At 37.9% G+C, this 21,717-nt stretch carries 14 protein-coding genes; 4 read left to right on the forward strand and 10 right to left on the reverse strand.

Going from position 1 to position 21,717, the window contains the following annotated elements; all coding sequences use genetic code 11:
- Positions 1–16 precede the first annotated feature (16 nt).
- Complete coding sequence (locus tag VXS03_RS04455) at positions 17–1,954, forward strand: bifunctional diguanylate cyclase/phosphodiesterase (protein ID WP_327762211.1); 1,938 nt, start codon at positions 17–19, stop codon at positions 1,952–1,954.
- 261 nt (positions 1,955–2,215) lie between these two features.
- On the opposite strand, the gene VXS03_RS04460 is transcribed toward VXS03_RS04455, so the two are convergent.
- The 5 genes from VXS03_RS04460 to VXS03_RS04480 all read right to left on the reverse strand — a co-directional run bounded on the left by VXS03_RS04460 (position 2,216) and on the right by VXS03_RS04480 (position 7,668).
- Positions 2,216–2,422 carry a hypothetical protein gene (locus tag VXS03_RS04460; RefSeq protein ID WP_327762212.1) on the reverse strand — a complete coding sequence of 69 codons (207 nt, stop codon included), beginning with the start codon at positions 2,420–2,422 and terminating at the stop codon, positions 2,216–2,218.
- Between the two features lie 60 nt (positions 2,423–2,482).
- On the reverse strand, positions 2,483–3,229 hold the full coding sequence (locus tag VXS03_RS04465) for a phosphatase (RefSeq protein WP_327762213.1): 747 nt from the start codon (positions 3,227–3,229) through the stop codon (positions 2,483–2,485).
- Between the two features lie 12 nt (positions 3,230–3,241).
- Complete coding sequence (locus tag VXS03_RS04470; RefSeq protein WP_327762214.1) at positions 3,242–5,371, reverse strand: tRNA(Met) cytidine acetyltransferase TmcA; 2,130 nt, start codon at positions 5,369–5,371, stop codon at positions 3,242–3,244.
- A 100-nt stretch (positions 5,372–5,471) separates the two neighbouring features.
- Positions 5,472–6,446: a ParB/RepB/Spo0J family partition protein gene (locus VXS03_RS04475; protein WP_327762215.1), complete on the reverse strand. Its 975-nt coding sequence runs from the start codon at positions 6,444–6,446 to the stop codon at positions 5,472–5,474.
- A gap of 7 nt (positions 6,447–6,453) precedes the next feature.
- Positions 6,454–7,668: an AAA family ATPase gene (locus tag VXS03_RS04480; protein WP_080156500.1), complete on the reverse strand. Its 1,215-nt coding sequence runs from the start codon at positions 7,666–7,668 to the stop codon at positions 6,454–6,456.
- Positions 7,669–9,007: 1,339 nt separating this feature from the next.
- Between VXS03_RS04480 and VXS03_RS04485 the strand changes: the two genes are divergently transcribed.
- Positions 9,008–11,008, forward strand: a complete 2,001-nt coding sequence (locus VXS03_RS04485) for a replication initiator protein RctB domain-containing protein (RefSeq protein WP_327762216.1) — start codon at positions 9,008–9,010, stop codon at positions 11,006–11,008.
- A 186-nt stretch (positions 11,009–11,194) separates the two neighbouring features.
- Positions 11,195–13,426, forward strand: a complete 2,232-nt coding sequence (locus VXS03_RS04490) for a patatin-like phospholipase family protein (protein WP_327762218.1) — start codon at positions 11,195–11,197, stop codon at positions 13,424–13,426.
- A gap of 297 nt (positions 13,427–13,723) precedes the next feature.
- On the opposite strand, the gene VXS03_RS04495 is transcribed toward VXS03_RS04490, so the two are convergent.
- Positions 13,724–14,956, reverse strand: coding sequence for a serine/threonine protein kinase (locus VXS03_RS04495; RefSeq protein WP_080156497.1), 1,233 nt, complete (start codon positions 14,954–14,956; stop codon positions 13,724–13,726).
- Positions 14,957–15,423: 467 nt separating this feature from the next.
- On the opposite strand from VXS03_RS04495, the gene VXS03_RS04500 reads away from it, so the two are divergent.
- Positions 15,424–16,353 carry an AraC family transcriptional regulator gene (locus VXS03_RS04500; RefSeq protein ID WP_327762219.1) on the forward strand — a complete coding sequence of 310 codons (930 nt, stop codon included), beginning with the start codon at positions 15,424–15,426 and terminating at the stop codon, positions 16,351–16,353.
- A gap of 41 nt (positions 16,354–16,394) precedes the next feature.
- On the opposite strand, the gene VXS03_RS04505 is transcribed toward VXS03_RS04500, so the two are convergent.
- The 4 genes from VXS03_RS04505 to ptsP all read right to left on the reverse strand — a co-directional run bounded on the left by VXS03_RS04505 (position 16,395) and on the right by ptsP (position 21,716).
- The gene (locus VXS03_RS04505) at positions 16,395–17,855 is read right to left on the reverse strand and encodes a sodium:solute symporter family protein (RefSeq protein ID WP_327762221.1); all 1,461 of its coding nucleotides are present in this window, start codon (positions 17,853–17,855) and stop codon (positions 16,395–16,397) included.
- Between the two features lie 9 nt (positions 17,856–17,864).
- Entirely contained in the window at positions 17,865–18,800 is a 936-nt protein-coding gene (locus VXS03_RS04510; protein WP_327762222.1) for a DMT family transporter, read from the reverse strand.
- Complete coding sequence (locus VXS03_RS04515; protein WP_327762223.1) at positions 18,797–18,949, reverse strand: hypothetical protein; 153 nt, start codon at positions 18,947–18,949, stop codon at positions 18,797–18,799. The genes VXS03_RS04510 and VXS03_RS04515 overlap by 4 nt, the downstream gene beginning before the upstream one ends.
- Positions 18,950–19,220: 271 nt before the next feature.
- Complete coding sequence (gene ptsP, locus VXS03_RS04520; RefSeq protein WP_327762224.1) at positions 19,221–21,716, reverse strand: phosphoenolpyruvate--protein phosphotransferase; 2,496 nt, start codon at positions 21,714–21,716, stop codon at positions 19,221–19,223.
- Position 21,717: the final 1 nt, after the last annotated feature.

The raw sequence follows: 21,717 nt of genomic DNA on the forward strand, positions 1-21,717 counted from the left end.
TTTTGGTGCTCAAATTATGACACTTTTCAAACGACAAGTTATTAGCCTAACCGTGTTAGTTTGCTCAGTTGTTAGCGCAGTGACTGCACAACAACTTTATTCAAGCTATTCCACATTAAAAAATCAACATATCGTTGCGTCACAGACCGATATTAATCGAGCCTTAGTTATACTACCTCAAGCTCTCACAAAGCTAAATGTTCCAATAATGTCTAATATTCAAGAAAAAAGATTATTCGCTGTTGTTAATCATCTTTTTTCAAATGATAGCTATAGCCAAATTAACCTTACATCAGCTGACGCTCGCCAACTTATACGCCAAGATAACGTTATAACACCTATCCATTCACCTGCATGGTTTCAGTATATTTTTAATATTCCATCACATACTGAACAACGAATAATTGAACATGAAAAGCAGTCACTCGGCTTATTAACAATAACCGTACAACCAACCCTTAATTATCAACAATTATGGCAAATAAGTACTCGTACCGTATTATCAAACATACTTATTGCACTTATATCAAGTTTGTTCGTTTATATTATTTGTTTAAAGAACTTCTCTGCCTTAGCGAGACTAACGGCCAGAGCTAAAACTATAGATAACTTAAATCAAGCACCTCTTTCTATACCTAATGAATCTGATTTAGCCATTATTGTGCGAGCTTTCAATAAAATTTGTTATCAATTAGATACAAACTTTAAAAACCAAGCCGATGAAGCAATGAAATTAAGGCAACAAGCATATCTTGATACTATTTCAGGGCTTGGCAATCGTAGTTTCTTTATTCACCAACTCAGTTCATGGCTTAATGAATCACATAAAGGTGGATTAGGGCTTATTCAGACTGATTTAATCAATGAATGTTATCAGAATGAAGGATTTAAAGAAGGTGATGAGTTAGTAAAAACTATTGCAACACGATTAAATGAGGTATTAATTTTTAATGATGCAACGCTTGCCCGTCTATCTAAAGATGAATTTGCCGTTCTCATTCCCAATATTTCAATTGAAAAGTTAAAGCTTTGTAGTAAATCATTAATAAATGTATTTAACGATTTAAGTACTAACACGATTAATGACAATGTTGCTATTGGTTTAGTCTTTAATGAAAACAAAAGCACGCCCAGTCAAATTTTAACTCAGCTGGATAATGCCTTAACTCAAGCAAAAATAATGCCGCATGAATCAGTAGCTATCATTAAAGATATAAATAATCAGACCACACTCGGTAAACAACAATGGAAAGCATTACTTGAAGAAGCTATTAGTGAAGACTTATTTACTTACAAATATCAACCCGCTACGCTATCAAATGGTATCAATTATCATTATGAAGTTTTTACTGCCATTAAGAAAAACAATAATTACTATTCCGCAGGAATGTTCTTAGGCGCGATTGAAGACTTAAAAATAGGAAGTTGGTTTGACCGCCATGTTATTGTTGCAATCATTAATAAATTGAACGCAGACAGAAGCTGTGGGCCTTTCGCAATAAATATCACCAATAGTTGTATTAACGACCCAAGCTTTATTCGTTGGTTAGATAATTTACTACAAAAGAACACACTACTCAGTTCCCGATTATTTTTTGAGATTCAAGAAATCAGCTGTATTCGACATACAGATGCCACCGGTATTTTATGTTCCATTATTCGTAAATACGATTTTGGCTTTGGTATCGATAATTACGGACGTAATTTTCAATCATTAACGTACCTAAAAGAGTTACAACCTAATTATGTCAAGATTGATTATGTCTACACTCACCAATTAAATGATCAAACAAAATCAACAGTATTATCGTCAATTTGTAGAACTGCACACAGTCTTAACATTAAAGTGATAGCTACTCGAGTGGAAACAGAAACTCAATTAGAACGACTATCTGAGTTATTTGTAGGAGGCTACCAAGGATTTATCACAGATAAGCATCGTCAACCAGCATAAGTCATTTACAGTGTAAATTTAAAACCATATTAAAAGTCTATTTACAGTGTAAATAGACTTTCCTTTTTATTACTTTACCGTGTAAATATCAAACTCCTTATTATCACATCTATCCTTAATACATATTTACAGTGTAAATTACACTCCCCTTACGCACACAAATAAGCATACATATGCATAATGTGTATTTATTAACTTCTTCCTAATACTTTTAGATTTTTATATCGTATAGTCAAAAAAACACAATGTTGGCTGTAGTTGTTAGCTGTAGTTGTTAGCTGTAGTTGTTGGCTGTGGTTGTTGGCTGTGGTTGTTGGCTGTGGTTGTTGGCTGTGGTTGTTGGCTGTGGTTGTTGGCTGTGGTTGTTGGCTGTGGTTGTTGGCTGTGGTTGTTGGCTGTGGTTGTTGGCTGTGGTTGTCGGCTGTGGTTGTTAGACGATACAATATTTACAGTGTAAATTAAAATCACGATTTACACTGTAAATAATATAGCGCCTCAGTTTACACTGTAAACTGAAATACTAACCGATCACCATTTATGATTTTTATATTGTTCAGCAACAGATTTTCCACGTTCGGTTAAGAAAGCTAGAAATGTTTCAGGATGCTGAGTCACAATCAATTCCTCGGGAAAATCAACATGTGCTAACAATGTTTTGATACTTGAGAAATTGCCAACATCTGCTGCAAAATGAGCATCTGACCCTGTTGTAATTCTAGCGCCAAGCTCTTTCGCTATTACAGCAATATCTTCACATCGAGGCGCACTACCAACACGAGAACGCCCCAATGATGAATTGTTGATTTCAACCAATACATTGTTCTTAGCGGCAGCACGAATGACCGTTTCAAAATCAAAATCATAATTAGGATTACCTGGATGGCCAATCGCATCCACTACACCAGACTGAATAACATTTATCAATGCTTCAGTATGATCACTTCGCGTCATTGGTTTAAAAACAGGCTCATGCAAACTCGCTATCACCCAATCCAATTTCGCTAAAACGGTATTATCAAGATCGACCTCACCCGCAATATTTATGATATTTGCTTCAACACCACGTAAAACAGCGACACCTTCAAGAAATCGAGGAAGTACACGTTGATTAGCAAAGTACCAAAAATGAGGCGCTCCTGGCATTAAAGAAGCATGGTCAGTATTACAAAACATTTTTAATCCCTTTGCTGCAGCCGCTTGAGCATTTTCAATAATTGTACTGTAAGCATGGCCACTAGATAATGTATGTGTATGGGTATCAACATGAATTTGCATAATGAAAAACCTCTAATAAACTTGAGAAGATAAAGAATAATAACGGGCAACTATATTCCGTAAATGCTGCTGAGCCATTTTTCGACTAGCTAAATGATACCGTTCCCCCACTGCCGACCAAGATTGTTTTTGCAAAATCTTAGCTACCGCAAAGCCAATATCATCATTCCAAACACAATCACCTTGCACCAAATACCGCGAGAGCCAGCTTTCTAGACTGGCGACCACGACATCATAACCAAGGCCACCTTGAATAAATGTTTGTAGCTGATGTTCAATCTGTATCTGTGATAAGCCATAATTCCATGGTTGCTGAACATTTTGAGAATATAATTTAAAAAACAATTCGCTATCAAGTTGACTAAATTGCTCAACTCGCTGGCAAATAAAAGATGCACTAAACAAAGTAACCGCTTCATCAAACCATAATAACGCAGCGCTTGATAATGGTTTAACAAACAATAAGGAATGTAGACCACTCGCGGCATCTTTAGTGATCCCTAACCGCAATGGCCGTAAGGAGCAATGAGACCAAAAATCCACAAGCTCATTAGCCGCACCGAAACTTGTCCCAATATAGTCAATACACTCACTCTGTGCTTGTTGTAAAATAGCCGCTACTAAATGAGTACCAATACCTTGTTGTTGAAAGCCATCAGCAACAGCAATACGTAATATACGATAACAACGCTGCTCAGCTGCAATCGCATAACCTAAATGAGCAGCTAAAGATTGAGCTAATAAATGCCCTTGCGGACGACGTTTACCTTGCATCACTAATTGTGCAAGTTCGGTATCAAATCCACCTTCTTTAGATACAACACAGCAACCAATAATTGTCTTTGCTTTTAAAGCAACAATCAGTGATAGCTCAGGATCATCTAGCAGTTGTTGAATATCATTGGGTGAAGTTTGGTAATGGGCATTAATCAATAAACCAAACAGTTGGTTTAATAAGTTTTCATTCGCCACTAATTCAGAGGTCGGTAACACAGAATATTCAATCGCAGCGACATCAGAACCAAGATCAAGCGCTGTACAATTCGGGGCTTCGGCAGATAATAACAACGCTTTAAAAATCCAAGCTTCAAGCGGATCCCCTACAGCCCAGCGAATAGGTTGTTCTAAATGATAACTGCGCCATTGTGGCATTTTAGCGGTTAGTTGTTGTTTAAATTTAATCTCAAAACCTCGTCCCGTCCCTTCATAACCATGAATGGTAGTCGCGAAAATTAATCGATTATGATGAGTAAGTAATGCCATCAAAATGGGGGCAGGAATAGCTGCCGCTTCATCCACCATAATAAAATCAAATTCTGATGCGCGGTTAACTATCTCGTCAGCAGCTACAAATTCTAACTGGCTAGCGCCAAAATGTAATTGATGTCGTTGTGGTTGTGTGGCTGTTGCTAAGCGTAATTTTGTTAGTTTAAACACCGTAGCCGCACAAGCAAAAGAAGGAGCAGTAACGGCTATTCTAACCGTACGCGTTTGTAATAATTCTGCCGCAGCAATACCAAGCGCCGCCGATTTACCTCGACCACGATCAGCAGACAACACTAATGGACGTTTACTATGGCCAGTCATAACTTTAATAATCGCATCCACTGCGCCAGCTTGACCCGCAGTTAAACACCCTCGTAGAACATTAGCATCCGTAAATATTTGAGAAGAGGTTAAGTAGTCAGGTATCACTGCTAAAGATAATAACTCGACAGGTTGTGACTGCTGAATAAGCATAACTTCAGGCTCTAACAACAAACGACCTAAGCGATGATAAAATGGAGAACTTAAATTCGAGCTTCGCCATGTGGATGGCGTAATAATAACAAGGACACCGCCCCCTTTCACTATGCCAGAAAGTGCACCTAATGTGTTTGCACTTAAACCTAATAATGCATTGATAACCACCATATCAAACTCTTGCCCAAGCCACTGCTTTGACTGTTTAAGTGACGATGACATAAATGATACAGGTGCATTATCCCCAGCCCATAATCGTTGTGAGAAGTGCTTACCAATAACAGTTGCCAATGTCGTTGCCCATTCGCAATCGCCTTCTAAGACAATTAACTGACGACAAAAATGGTGTGATAATTGTTGCTGAAGTTGAGCGAAGAAAATATCTAACTGCGCCGACATAAATAGATCCAGAAATAAATGACCCACAAATCATAACACAGCCACACAGGCATAAAAAAACCACGTATAAGAACGTGGTTTTTATTAACAAAGATAAACGTTATTTTAGATAGTCATTTAAATAAGCTAGCACATCATTGATTTGACGATCACTCATCTTTTTCAATTTAAGCTGTAACTTATCACCATCGCGCATATAGGAGACTTTGCCCTTTATTAAATCTTGTGACGTGGGCTTTTCAATCACTGTCTTAGGATGTAATTGCTCACCTAATTGTTCTAATTTACCGGTTACTTCACGCGTAATACGGCTAATGCCTTGTGCGTTGATTGTCTTCCATAATGATGCATTTTCACCGCTCAAATCAGCAATCATGTGTTGCTGTTGTTCGTGATTTAAACCAAAGAAAATACGATGAAGTTTAACAATTGTTGGACGGCCAAGCTCACCCACACTTGGGTAAGCCATCAACAATTCCATAGGTAAACTTGCAGCTTTTAATGCACCACTGACTAATGCCTCACTGCACTGTAAATACTTAGCCAGTTCTTTTTGATCAGCAACTTTACCGGTATCTAATAGCGACTGCATTTCTTTACCACGTTCAAATAAAGACAGTGGCTTATGCGCATTAGCAACATCAGACAAGAATTTAGCATGCTCAGTATTAATGCCTTTAGCGACATAAATTAGAAAATCTTTATGTGCGATAATACAAGACATACGACGGCGACTACCGTCTAATACTTCAATTCTGCCATCTTCAAGCCAACGCCCCACCGCAGGGTACTGCTGACCGCGATCTTTTAATGTTACTAAAATATCAGCAAGAGCATGCTCATTTAAAAACGCTTGCTCACGCGCATTTTCAGCAAAAACGATAGTTTGTGTGCTGATATCATCTGCGTTTACTTTTACTAATTCAAAAGCAACAGTATCTTCGCCAGCAACAGCTAATTCAATCACAGCGGCTTTATCACGAGCCGCTGTTTGCGCTTCTGTAACATTGGTCGCACGACGTTTATCGGCTTTACCAAATAAACGTGCATTAAGATCTGTAGTTTTAATTGCCATCTGTCAATTACTCCTCGTTCAAGTTTGCCCAGTGGCTATGCATAACACGTTCTAATTCAAGACCAACACGCTGAATGGCTTCTTGAGCCGTAGAAAGGGTTTTTTTACCACCTTCAAATTCAGCCGCAGTAAGGTCAAAAACAGTGCTATAAGTGTCTGCACATGTCTCAAAAGCACGGCTTCGTGGTACTGTTGCCATCATTACTTGCTCACGTAACAAATAATTCATCTCAGTTAATACCGAAACTTGCTTTTTATTATCGTCTTCAAACATCGTTGGCATCAGGCGAATGAATTCTAACCCGTGCCAGTCTTCTGGAAACATCTCATAAACAGTGGGTAAATGCTGAAAGAAGTTAACGGTTGATGCCCAGTCTAAACGTTTAGCAGCACAAGGAATTATTAACGCATTTGATGCATACATTGCATTCCAAACAAGTGGATCAATATGAGGACCAGTATCAATCATGATGATATCGAATTCATCAGCAATTGGGTCTATCACTTTTTCTTTAAGCAAACGAACAATATCAAGATCTTGATTTACAGCTAAATCTTGCCAAGCATCAGCATTGAACATCGCATCTTCAGGGAAAGCAGCGATAGTTTTAAGGTTAGGATATTGAGTAGGCATAACTACATTATCCATCACAAAATGCTTATCCGTTAATACACCTTCCGGCACATTATCTAGCATTACATCGACAGCTGAATAAATAGTTTCTTGTTTACCTATACTAATCAATGGATTAAGAAATAAACGCAACGATCCTTGAGGATCAAGGTCAATAAGACAAATTCGGTAACGCTTATCTAAATCTAAGGCTAAACAAGCAGCGATATGTACCGCTGTCATCGATTTTCCAGTACCACCTTTCTGATTCTGAACATTCACCACCCAAGGCTTACGCCCTGCACCTTCTCGTTGATAAAAAGCAGGCTTTTTTGCTGACTCCATCAACTGATGCGCTTCTTCAAGGGTAATTGAATAGTGATTTGCTTTATTTTTTGTAAATTGATGCCCCGTCGCTTCCATACGTGAAATAGCATCATCTAACTTGCGTCGAGTTAAGCCTGAGCGCGTTTCCATTAATGCTTTTGACATTGGTGGAAAAACTTCCTCGCGACGCTCTTCTAAAACAATTTCAATACGATCCGCTTGTACTTGTTTAGTTTGCTCTGCAATGTTGAGCAAATTTTGTATCGTCTGTTCCCTATTCATTAGTACTCTTCGCCATGATAATAGACTGTCTCTATTGTACAATAAAACATACTACAAACAATAAAAAGCTGAACAAAAACATGTGATACTAATCTCAACTAAAAAACATAGATTAATGCAAAAAGCATAAAAAAACCGGGTTTTTAGACTCTAATCTACTCGATAATCTAAGCTAATCTACCTCATTAAAACCACTTTGTGAAAATGTTACAGCGTCACAAGTTTACAATGTAAATCCAATTATGATTCTTAATCAGCGGAACAATGAAAAAACAGCGATAATTTACGGATAATGTCATTTCAATAAAAACATTCTCTTTTTAAGGATACTAATCTATTTGATAGTGAAATCATTCAATTTCATTAGTAAAAACTAAAAATAGGCTAACTAAAGCAAAAAACAAGCTGAAATCATATTCCATTAATCCTTAAAAACTCACTGTTACTTGATCATTGTTCCTGTAATAAAGAGTAAAACATGAAACGATGATCAAGCTTAAATAATCATAATAATTCCCCTGTAAATCGAGTATTTAGACTCGCTTAATAGCGGAAAAATGATCAAGATGAAGTTCAATGATCACAATGGTAGAGCCAACACCACGGAAGCATGTAAAAGAGAAGATAAATTACGGAGAACGCTGATTCAATAAGGGCTGCGATGCGTTAGTGAATCTCTTAAAATCACTCAACAACGGCTAAAGTATCGAAATCAGCCAAATTGAAATACACTAAACTCGTGGTGATCATTGATCCAATAGCGGAGACATGAAAAATCCATTGATGTTTACGTTGAATGTCATTTCAATTAAGTGTCAATTCAACTAAAAAAGGCATCAGCCTATGGCGATAACAACAGCAAATACACTCTAAAAACTTGAAAACACATCAACATGATCATCTTTCCGGTAAATAAATAGCGACTAACGCCTTCAAAAGAGGAAATAATATGAATAAACAGGAGAACTTTTACTGCAGCTGTGGATAACATTGTGGAAAAGGTGATAATCAGTGATGATCATGCTTTCAATATCATTATGATCATGTTTTCAAGTTAACAATGATCATGTTTCCATACCTTTGATGATCATGCTTTCCAGCGCTATATGATCATGTTTCTGACTTTACGTTGATCATAGTTCCAATACAGAGTAAAATAATATTCATTACAAACAACAAGTTAAGCTTGTTTTTTTTACCTGATCATTAGATCATAATATCAATAAGATCAGATTTAATCATAAAGATCAGTTTTAAAATCTTTAAATAAAAAACTTTCTTTATTGATCTTTTTCTATTAATCTCTACGGAAAGATGATGCTTCTACGGCTAATGACAAATGAATTCCGCTCGAAATACTAAAAAAAATACGATTGATAAAATATTGATCGAAGCCCCAAGATCACACAAAGATGGGCATTTATTTGTGATCCCTGCAAATTTGGTTGATTGGTTACCCCAATACCAACATTTCAAAGGTGTCACTAAAAGTATTATTGAGCTCTTAAATTTAATTTCATTACGTGGTTTATCAAGTCAAGATGGCATGGTCTCAACAACAGAGCTCATTGAAGCAACAGAAGGCCAGTTAACACGAGCAGCAATTCAGCAACGTTTACGGGCAGCTGTCAGTGTTGGGTTATTTAATCAACAGCCTGTACGATTTGAAGAAGGCCTTGCTGGTAAAACCATGCTACATCACTTTATCAATCCAGCCTTACTTATATCTCAATTAGGTACTGGCAGTTTACTATCAGATCAATTTAAGCAACGTGAAAAACAAAAGCGTTCTAAAGCGCTAGCTCAGAATCATGTTAATCGTCGCTTATTAACTGAATATGGCTTAGGCACTCCACCATCAATGCCAGATGAAGCTGATCAAATTGTTGTATCACCAACAAGTTGGGCTGGTATTATTGATCAAGCATTAGCGCCGCCACGAACAAAGAAAAGTTATCAAAAAGCAATGGTCGCGATCAGTGGTACTAAAGCGATCATTGAAACACGATCCTCAAAATCGATCATGACTGTTGATGATCTTATGACGCTATTTGCGTTATTTACGTTAACAGTACAATACCATGATCACCATCTTGCTGATTATGAGATCCAACTTCGCTCTATGGCGAATAAGACACCTGTTTATATCACTGATATTTTGGCATTACGTGGCAAAAAAGACAGTGGGCCTGCTCGTGATTCTATTCGTGAGAGTATTGATCGTATCGAATTTACCGATTTTCAATTGCATGAATTAACGGGCCGCTGGCTTAGCGAAAATATGCCTGAAGGTTTTAAAAGTGATCGATTTAGGTTTATTGCTCGTACAATCACGGCATCAGAAGAAGCGCCTCAAGAAGGTGACGATGGCGAAATTCGCATCAAACCTAATTTATATATTTTAGTGTGGGAACCTTCATTTTTTGATGAGTTACTAACTCGTGATTATTTCTTTTTATTCCCACCTGAGATTTTACGTCAGCATACTTTAGTGTTTCAGTTATATACCTTTTTCAGAAGTCGTATGTCACGTCGTGTTGTGGATTCAATGCTATTAAGTGAACTAAATCAAAAGCTTGCTAGAAATATTGAATGGCGTCGTTTTTCATCAGATATTATACGAGAATTAAAAAAGCTGGCTGAAGGTAAAGTTACCGATACCCTGTTTGCGGTTAATTTATGGGGATATCATTTAACGATTTCGGCTGATGATATTGATAAACGTTATACCGATTACCGTATCGATATTAAATCAGATGCTGAAGAGGTTATTCGTTATTCACGAGCAAAAACCACCAATGAAGGCAAACGTAATATGGCACCAACAATGCCAAATCCATTGCGTAATGAGATCATGCCTAAACAAGCATTGGATCAATTATCAGCGATCATTGATGGTGAGTTTGAACCAATCCAACGTAAAGAACCTCGACCTCGAGGGCGGTTAGGACGTCGTATTAAGCTGCGTAAACATCTTGTTGAAATAAATGCAGATGAACTTACTATCGTTTTATCTAAATATACCTCTTCTGAAGCACTACAACGCAGTATAACGGCATTATCAGCAATGACTGGTCATCCAGCAACTACAATTACTGAAGAGTGTCAGGGTTATTTAGAGAAGCTTGATTGGCTTCATGTGGCTGGTGAACGCGTTAGCTATGAAACACTCAGTAAAACGGTTGAATTGTATAATAGCCGCCAAGACGAACGTCATTTATCTATTGAACGTTTAATTTCTGGTTTAGCTGTACGTCGAAAAGTATGCAAACTAGTCCATGAAGGTCATATAACTGAGCAAGTACTAACAGCTCTAGATGATGTTGCTAAAGGAATTTAAAAATAAATAGTAATGGTTAGTAGAGAAAGAGCGTGTTTATCGACGCTCTTTTTGTTTTAATACTCCCTAAGAGCTTAATACGTAATACTTTGATGTGTATTACGTAATACTAAGTATTATTGCTAGCGGAGTTAGACGATGTTGTTTAGTAAAAAGAATTTTAGCAGTGTTTTATGTTGTATTTTTTTGAGTACATCAGCTGTTAAGGTCTATGCTGCAACAGCTGATCGTCCTGTAATTGAACGCCCTAAAATTGGTGTCGTACTTAGTGGTGGTGGTGCCAAGGGGGCAGCACATATTGGCGTGTTAGAGGTTCTTGAAGAAAATCGTATTCCGGTTGATATCGTAACTGGTACAAGTATGGGGGCCTATGTTGGCGGCATGTATGCCATGGGGTTGTCAGCACAAGAAGTGAAACAACGAACATTTGATATTAACTGGAACACAGGGTATATCGATCGCGCTAGCCGTAATGATCTCTCGCTACGAAGAAAGAAGCAAGGTGATACTTATCAACTACATACCGATATTGGTTTAGACATTAATGGTGAGTTTAAATCCCGTCCTGGCGCATTTCAAGGCCAAGGGCTTGCTGTTATTTTGCGTCAACTAACCGTAAATTTACCGGCTCTAAAGAGCTTTGATCGACTCGCAATTCCTTATCGCAGTGTCGCGACTGATATTACCAAGGTAACTCCTGTTGTGATTGGCGCTGGTAATTTAGCAACCGCCATGCAAGCATCTATGACTGTTCCTGGTGCTTTAAAACCCGTTCATCTAGACAATAAGTTACTTGTTGATGGTGGGGTTGTGAATAACATGCCTGTTGATGTTGCAAAGCAGCTGGGGGCTGATGTTATTATTGCGGTGGATTTACGTGATAGTTTAATGCCTAAAAAAGATTTAGACAGTGCATTAAATATCGTGTCGCAATTAACGACATTTATGACTAATGCCAGTGCTGACTATCAAAAAAGCTTAATGAAACCGAGCGATATTTACTTACAGCCAAATGTATCTTTTATGACGGCAGCTGATTTTGATAAGTTAGATCAAGCTTATCAAGCTGGAAGGAAAATAGCCCAAGCATCTCTTCCTCGTTTATTGCGCTATCAATTATCTGCTGTTGATTATGCTAAATATAATAAACAAAAGAATATAAGGCGTGTACAGTTAGCTGCGCATGACTCATATTTTATTGATGACATTGAAATTATAAATAATACTAATTTACCTGATAAAACATTGTTAGCACAATTAGAATTAAAAACAGGGAAAGTGATCTCTAATGATGAATTAGAGCAATCAGTTAAGCGTTTGCAAAGTGAAGATATCTATGGCCGAATTAATTATTCAATAAAACAAAAAGATAATAAAAATATTCTTGTTATGGATATTAATGAAAAATCTTGGGGACCTGGATACTTAAACTTTACACTTGCATTTGAAGATGACTTTGAAAGCCGCTCTGATTTTTCTTTTGGTGCACAATATATTTATACTGATCTTACCGATAAAGGTGGTGAGTGGCTACTTGAGTGGAAGTTGGGGAGTTGGAAGGATATTTCGACGGAATTATATTTTCCGATAGATTATCAACAACATTTCTTTACTGCATTTGGTGCAGCAACGAGTAATGAAATTCGTAGATTTGATAATTTTAGTGCTTATGATTTAAGTTCTGATGATTTACAAAATATTGATGCTAAATATAACCAGACTAATGCTTATGCGGAAATGGGGTGGAATATCAAACCATGGGCTGCATTAACATTAGGATATAAAGGCCAAACTGGTAGTATTACGGTATCAGCTTTTGATCAAAAAGAAGATTATGACTTATATGGACCATATTTAGATTTTACTTATGATGATTTAGATAGTTTCTTTTTTCCATCTTATGGCTCATATTTAAATAGTGAAATTGGTTATAGCAATACATTACGTCGACCCAATACGGGGGCATCAGAATCTGGTGATACAGTATATTATAATTTATCGTTAATTAAGCCATTTACATACGATAAACATACTGTCGTCTTTTCAATAAAGACAGCTGGTTCAGATGCTGATAATTTATTGCCTATTTATGCTCAAGATCTTGGCGGGTTATTTAATTTATCAGGTTACCATCGTTATGAATTAAATGGCCGTTACAGTGCTTTGACTAGCTTAATATATCGTTATCGTGTTCTTGATAATAATTTTGGTGCCTTTAAATTTCCGGTATATGTTGGTGGTTCACTTGAAAAAGGTGGCGTATGGGATCGTACTTCAGAAATGAGCTGGCAAAGTGCGATTACGGCTGGCAGTGTATATGTTGCTGTTGATTCAATTTTAGGCCCTATCTATTTGAGTTATGGCCAAACATCAACAGGTGAAAGTTCATTCTACCTTTCACTGGGTGGGACATTATAAATATATAGATGTTTATTTATTATCAATAGATATTTACACGTGAATATCTATTTAATACTTTACATATATTTGACAATTTAAAGTGATTTTAGTTGATAATCGTTATCGATACACTTTTGCTTTTATTTTTATCTATTTATATGGATATATATAGGTTAATAATAAAACATTTAAAAGTATTATATGATTTTTTGCGAGCCTCTTGGGGCTCGTTTTTTTTATTAATTTGATTGTATATAAATACAAAAAGCCCCCTAATAATGATGATTACTAAGGGGCAAATGAAAAAATGATTATTTAGTATTCCCAATGTTCAATATTATGTGAACCACTAAACTGATTAGGGAAATAATCTTCACATTTACCTTCACGCCATACATCGGCTGTTGCACAGTGTAAGCCACCGCCAAATGCATAAGCATCACGTAAATCAACTGGAATAACGTTAAAGCCGAGTTTATCAAATTGCTCCATTTGAGCTTTTTCACTGGCTTCAACACAGACTGTTTTATGGTCAATGATCAATGTATTCATTGATAGCCATGTACTTGAATAACAAAGTGGTGGTGGGTTATCCCATGCCGGTTTAACCGCTTCAACTATTTGCCAATCATTCTTCTCAAAAATTTCACGCTGGCCTGCAAATAGTGGCCGATGCGGATTAAGCAACATTAGACCTGGGCGTAAAGGACAGAATGTGGCATCAATATGAATTGGATGGTTATCTGCAAAACTTAATGTATGGATACGGTATCCCATTGGCTCATACTTACGCTTGATCCAGTGAATGCCAGCTAAGTTTGTAGTTAGGCCGTGCTGAACAAAGATATCTTTACCTAAACGCATAACATCTGCTGCATCAAATAAAATATCCGTTTCTTTGGTGCTATATTCTTTATTTAATGAACGCGCCATTGTTTCTTCATCAGATAGATATTCATAAGCTGCAACATAATCCATGCGGAAGCTATCGTCAGATAAACGTGGGCGTGGTGCTTGTTCGATCATACATTTTTGATCTGATTCAAAATATTCACGAAGAAGATCAGTGTATGCCAAATATTCAAAATAACGGCTTCTAAAGCTCATTGGCGCCATTAGAATACTTTTACCCATAGTGAGCAAGCAATCACGAGGAGGCATACAACCGAAGCCTGAACTGATTGAAAAATCGGGGGTATTGATACGATCATGCCAGTCAACGGCGCCTGGACGGTCAACAATGATGCCACGGTTTTCAAGGATCTGCGCAAAACCATTTAAGCACTCATTAGCACGATCGATTGACTCTTGAGTACGGCGACCTGCTTTACTACCACGCATTGGTGAATCGGCAGGGATCTTTTCATTACTAGCGGGGCAAGCTTCTGGAATATGCTGGTTATCAGCAATACCAACAATAACATGACGAAGAGGATCAAAATCGTTATAAGACTCGACATGTAATCCAGGTCTAACATAAGGCACACCTGATTCTTTGCGCTCAAGCGGTAAAGAAGCATTTGGATAAAAATCGTTTGAAATACTCATTGCAAATTCTCCATGAGAACGAATAGTTGTATTGAAACAGTGTGTATTGGCACATTGTTAGTTTTACTTGCGATAACCAATATTTATTCTTCTATTTAACAATGTGTTATGTCGCTGCCTCTCGCTGTTGAAGGTCATGTGTTGTGCTCTTCAATGGTTTTATAATGCGCCTTTAAAACTGATTTTATAGCGAAGTTATGCTGATAAATGTCGATTATATGCTGATGATGGTATTTATAGCGGTCGTTATTACTTTTGGGCGGGAATAATACATAACAATCAATCACAACGATTTTTATGGCACTCTGAATATGCCAATTTCAGTTATTACCTAAAAAGCTCGATGGAATATCACATATTTTAAAAAAGAATTTATCGTGTCAGTGAATAGCCGCTCACTTTGGAATAAAGCATCTAGCTCTGTGGCATAAAATTGTAATAATGGAGGTATTCAAGGAGGGTCGATTATGTATCAAAGGGTAATAGCAAATACACCTAAATTTTTGATGTTTGATTTACAGCCATTAATTGAGAATAAAAATTTTATTTTTGGGGCTGATTATATATTGATTCGTCCTAAACAAAATGGAAGTACTCTTTATCTATCATCAACGCATATGCCTTTAGTCGTTGGGCAGCTAGTTTTAATTGCACCGTTTAATCCTTTTAAAATTAGTGTGGAAGCTATCAATAATAATGATAACGTGGGAGATGTTCTGCATTTTCGTTTAAATGCTTTAGGGCAAACGTTTATTGATAGTATTCAATTTACCAATATAAAAAACATGTTGGATAAAGCAAAGCAAGGATTATTATTTGATAGTGGAGGCTTAGAAGCGGTATTTGAAATTATGGATAGTATAGAAAACTCATTTGATTTTAAACAACTACTAAATATATTAATGTTATTGGATCAACTAACAAAAATACCATCGCAACAATGCCTAGATACTCATCCGCTTGCTTTTTCTATGACGAAAAGAACTGAAAACCGCGTTGATATTGTATTGCAGTATATTGCTGCAAACCTTGCTGAACCGCTGACCGTCACGATAGTCGCGCAACAATTACACATGGCTGAAAGCACGTTCTCACGCTTTTTTCATACCCATTTAGGGGTAACGTTTCGACAATATTTAATTGAACAACGGGTGAAACAAGCGGCAAGATATTTAGTCTCAACGGATTGGACTATTGCGCATATCGGTGCCGAAGTTGGGTTTTCATCATTATCAAATTTTAATGAAAAGTTTAAAACATTATTACATGTAACCCCGAGGCACTACCGAGTAAATCACCTCTCATTACGAGAAAATATTGATACATCCCAGTCAATACAAGGTCAGTTACAAAAACAATTACACCAATGGCAAACCAATGCTTTGATTGCGCCCTAATAACAAGAGAATAACGGGGTAATTATTCTCTTGTTACATTGTTATGATTGCCGAAGATGATTGGCAATAAATTGATATTGGCAGCATTTAGCCACCAGCGCATAGGTACAACAAGCCAAGAATGATGCATAAAGCGGTGCTTCAACCCAGCCAAAATGAAATTCAACAAACAATAAACAGCCACTAAAAAAGCCAATCACTAATGCACTTAGTGCTGCATAAATATTCCCTGGTAGCCAATGAGCTAATAATGTCGGTGCAACTAATGCAGCCATTAATGTTCCCGACCCTAAAATCGCTAACATAGAGAGCATAAATGGGGGAGCGAATAGCATAATAATAAACCCTAACCCTCCAAGGCCTAATACCGCACAGCGATTGAGCCGTAATAACTGTTTTGCTGTTAATGATGATTGTGGCCATAACGCTTGACGTAAATCATGAGAAACAGCACCTGATATTGCATGTAATACTGAGTTAGCGGTTGATTTCATGGCAAATAAAATGAACAAAGTCACCACTGCAGATAATGAAGGTGATAGAAATTGAGTAAGAAAAACGGGCATAGCATCGTCAGGCGTTGTTAGGGTTGGTACTTTTACGCGAATGTAGCAGCCAACGATAGGAACCAGGCTAAGTAAACACGCCATCGGAGTCATATAAGCTGCAACATGGTGTAATTTAGTGGTATTAGCAAAAGCCATAAACCGTACTGACATATAGGGCAGAGTTGCACTATAGATAAACGCATACGGTAGTACCATTAATACATGCCAGCGGCTACTTCCATAAGGACCTGAATCTTGTGGCGCTAATAAATTTTTATCGATGGCGTTTAGTTGCTCGATTAACATAGAGGGTGGCAGATCAGTAAAAATGGTCACCATAATAATAATGGCTGATAAACACATACCTAACACCATAAACGTATCAGTAAAAGCAACTGCAGCAAGCCCGCCAATTGATGTGTAGATAATAATAATCGCCACCATAATTAATGAGGCGGTGGTATGGCTAATACCCAGCCATGGTCCTGCTAAAAGCCCTAATGCTTTTATTTGGCCGACAAGAAAAATCAGTAACAGTACGATAGTGATAATGGCACAGAAAGCTTGGGTTACTCGCTTGACACTTTGAGGGCCATCATGACTGGCTGCAATATATTCCGCAATTGTTAATGTGCCCATGGTTTGGGCTTTTTGATGTAAAAATCGTGCGCAAAATAGTACTGCTAAAATCATGGCTGGTGCGAAGAAAAAATTACCTAATAATTCAATCGCACCATATTTATACGCAACGCCAGGAGAGCCCATAAATCCCCAACCAGAGAATGCGGTAGCAACAATGGTTGAGGCACCAATAAAAGGGCCTAAGCAATTTGCGGCAAGCAAAAAACCACCTTCACCCTTGCTGCTGTGCATGACTTTATTACTGTACAGAGCTAAAGCAACCATAATTGTTACGGTTACTAGGAGTAGCCCCCAATTGAGTGAAGTGTGCATAGCGTCACCTTATGATTGTGGTAGCGGCTTATGAGACAATGCCCGTTTCTTGATGATATTAATTACGATCTCTCCCATACCACCACCAATAACCAATACACCACCAATGGCTTGTAGAACGGTTAATGATTCACTAAAGACAAGAATACCCAATCCAGCCCCGACAACTGTTTCTAAATAAGAAATACAAGCTAATTCAGCGGCTTTTAAATGCTTAGCGGCAATAGTTAATAATGATAATGCACCAAAACCAATAAAGAACCCCATTGATAGTAGCCATAGCCATGAGGTGCCATCCATTGCTGCTAATGATGGAGGGTTAATAACAAAGCAAACCGCTATTGCTATCGCACCAAACGAAAAGTTAAATAGCGACCGTGAATCTGAACCAATATCGGTACGGTAACGACTAAAGAACAAATATAAGCCATAGCCAATACCTGACATTAATCCCAGAATATCACCGATCATATTTTCTTTAGAAAACGACAACGACAGCGTTAGCCCTGTCTGAGGGGTATAACTAATAATGCCGATAATAAATAAACAACCAATAAATACCGCGGTTAGCATTGTTGCCGTCAGAGCCGATATTTTTTCCTTTAAGAAAACAGCGGCTAAAATAGTAGAAAAAACAGGGCCGGTATAAATTAAAAATACCGCATTAGCTAAGGTTGTATATTGGGTGGCGGAGACATAAGCGGCTAAACATAAACCTAAACAGACGCCACTGGTTATGACGGCAGGAGTAAGTTTTATGCTTTTGAGTTGTTGCGCTTTACCTTGGTAGAGCATAATGGCAAAAATACAGATAGCGCCGACGATCATCCGTGTAAATGCAATGACATCACCACTGGTATTAATATTACGTGAGAACAAGCCAACACAACCCATAAGGGTGGCAGAAACAATCATCGTGGTATATCCAAGCGTTTTAGGGTTCATTTTCTACTCCTTGAATGTGTACTATTTGATTGGTTTACCAATGATCCACCATTGGAATACTCTTGATAGATAAAAATACCAACGACAGTGATCCAGAGGGTGATATTGGCAATAATAAAAGCATCAATTGCCCAATAACCTGTTTGCATTACTCTTTCCTTATCTGTAAGAAGCGGGAGTAATTAAGGGAAATGCTAACTATTTATTGATAACAATAATTAATGATTGTGAGCGAATGAACTAGCTAAAAGCTGCCATAAAATAACCAATAAACGCTCTCTGTTTTTAAATGAGATCTGGGTCATTTTTAGAGCGTAAGTTGGTAAGGGAAGGGGATAACGACGATTGATAATTTGGTGGTGGTTTAAAAACTAAAGCCCCTCAAGAGAGGAGCTTTATATTGATAAGCTTACATTTGAATTATAAGCCAATTTGTTCCGTAATAATGGCAATAATGGCTTCTGGTGATTCGGCTTGACGTAAACTGTCACGGAAACTTTCATGAATAAGTTTACGAGCAAGGCCGGCAAAAATACGCATATGTTGATCACCTTGGTCTTTATTCAAGGTTAACATGATAACGAAATCAACCTCACCAGAATCTGACATCCAATCAATCGGTTTATCGAGATGCGCAATACTGATACTAGAATGACGAATATGGTCAGATTTAGTATGTGGAATCGCAAATCCATGTCCTAACCCTGTCGAGAATACGGCTTCACGAGCCCAAACATCTTCTTCAAGTTTATATACTTCATCAGTACGGCCTTGAATACCCAAGTTACCGACTAGCGCTTGAATCACTTCTTCTTTATTGGCAAAATCGGCTGCTTTAAAAACACATTGCTGAACTAATATCGGCTTAACTTGTGCTTGAGTATGACGTTGTTCAAGTAACGTCTCTACTTCTTCAATAGTGGCGCATTCACATGCTTCTGCAAATAACGTTTGGCTGTCAGTAAAGTTGATCTCAGATAGTTGTGCTTTGGTCGCCGCAATTTTTGGTGCACTCATGCTTATCTCATCAAGGCCAGCACCGACGAGTAATGGTAAAACTTTATTGTCTGCACCAAGCTCACCACATAATCCCACCCATTTGCCATGAATATGTGCGGTAGTAACCACTTGCTTCAATAAGCGTAGGAAAGCTGGAGCTAAGCTGTTATACAGTTTTGACACACTGGCATTATCACGATCAACGGCTAATAAATATTGGGTCATATCGTTTGAGCCAATACTGAAGAAATCAACTTCTTTACAGAACAAATCAACAATAAACGCCACTGATGGAATCTCAACCATGATTCCTAATTGAAGATTTTCATCAAAAGCAATGTTCTGTGATGTTAGTTGTTGTTTAACAATTTCTAGTTGTTGCTTAACCCAGCGAATCTCTTCAATGCTTTGAATCATCGGAATCATGATTTTGGCTTTGCCATGCACTGATGCACGCAAAATAGCCGTTAATTGGGTATGGAACAGCGCTAAGAATTGTGGATAAATGCGCACTGCACGGTAACCTAGGAATGGGTTATTTTCATGGGGTAGGGCAAGGTAATCAATGGGCTTATCACCACCTATGTCCATGGTGCGAATGATCACAGGCTTACCCTTCGCCGCTGCGAGCACTTCACGGTAATGATTATATTGTTCTTCTTCATCGGGTGCTTGATGACGATCCATGAACAGCATTTCAGTACGGAATAAACCAATACCCTCAGCTCCTTGTGCAAAGGCATTATCAGCTTCAATTGAACAAGCAATATTGGCCGCGACTTCGATAGTGTGACCATCAGCAGTGGTTGCTTGCTGGTGGGCATACTGACTTTGTTGCTGTTTAAGCGTATTTGCCAATGTAATAGCTCGGTTGAAGTAACCACTAACTTCGGTGCTAGGCTCAATAGCTAGAACACCTAATTGAGCATCAACATAAACACGATGATTCAATGCCGCTGTACATGTTTTGATTTCAATACCAGAGAGTGTTGGAATATTGAATGCGCGCGCTAAAATGACGGTGTGTGATGTGCTGCCTGCATGAGTTAATACTAAGCCTTGCAATAATGTTTTATCAAGCCCTAAAAATTGACTCGGCGTTAAATCGTTCGCGATAACAATACTTGGTTGCTGGAGTGAAAATGCAGTTTGGTTATCCAATACAGTTGGGTATGCTGCTGTTAATAGTTGGATTGATACATCTTTGATATCCAGTACGCGTTCACGTAAGTAACTGCTTGCTGACTGCTCTAGTTGATGACACAATTTTTCCATCACCGCTAAAATAGCATTGGCAGTAGAATGAGTTGCTAGCAGGGTTGTTACGCCCTCAATGAAGCTTGAGTCATTAATGATCGCTAAATGCGCACTAGTGATTTCTTGTTCATGGTGTGAACCATTAGCAATGGTGTTATTTAAGTGAGTGCTAACTTGTGCTCGTGCTTGCTCAAAACGTTGGGCTTCATTGTCATCGTGGGTTGTTGTCGCAAATTGCTGTGGATCAATTTGGCTCATTGCAACGAGTACACCACAACCAATACCAGGGGCAAGACGTTTACCTGTGATCAAATGGGGCTGGTGGCGTAATAATGATTGCGGTAACACGATTTCGCTATCATCCGATAACGTTTGTAATGCTTCATCACAATGTGGAAATTGTTGTTCGATGTAAGTTTGAAGTGCTTGACTGGCTTGTTCGCTATCTACGCCTTCAAAGCTCATTGTGCAGTTATCGTTTAATAGTGTATCTGTACCCACTAAAGCTAAAACACTTTTTGCATCGCCTGAGTTATTGGTGCGGTGATTCGTTAGTGTAATTTGACACTCAAATTGACGGCACTGTTGTTCTAAATGGTTAGCTGGACGTGCATGAATGCCATTAGGTAATACACATTGAAATTGAAATTGATGAGTCATA

Origin of the sequence: Photobacterium sp. S4TG1 (genome assembly GCF_036040035.1) — a bacterium.
GTDB lineage: Bacteria > Pseudomonadota > Gammaproteobacteria > Enterobacterales > Vibrionaceae > Photobacterium.